This window comes from Colwellia marinimaniae, assembly GCF_002207865.1.
Lineage (GTDB): Bacteria > Pseudomonadota > Gammaproteobacteria > Enterobacterales > Alteromonadaceae > Colwellia > Colwellia marinimaniae.
Map to the genome: position 1 here is coordinate 1 of NZ_BDQM01000257.1, position 273 is coordinate 273.

Genomic DNA, 273 nt, shown 5'->3' on the forward strand with positions numbered 1-273 from the left:
GTTCCATAACGTGTCGGCGGAGCAGATTGCGTATGTTGCTCAGTTGCAGCGTTCCGGCGATGAAGCCGGGGCATTGCAGGCGGCGAACGAGGCCGCAACGAAAGGGTTTGATGACCAGACCCGCCGCCTGAAAGAGAACATGGGCACGCTGGAGACCTGGGCAGACAGGACTGCGCGGGCATTCAAATCCATGTGGGATGCGGTGCTGGATATTGGTCGTCCTGATACCGCGCAGGAGATGCTGATTAAGGCAGAGGCTGCGTATAAGAAAGC

Annotated in this window: 1 protein-coding gene; it reads left to right on the top strand. The window is 58.2% G+C overall.

What is annotated here, in order from left to right; genetic code table 11:
* Positions 1-273: phage tail tape measure family protein (locus MTCD1_RS19180; RefSeq protein WP_143760180.1), on the top strand; the 273-nt coding region annotated here is incomplete at both ends.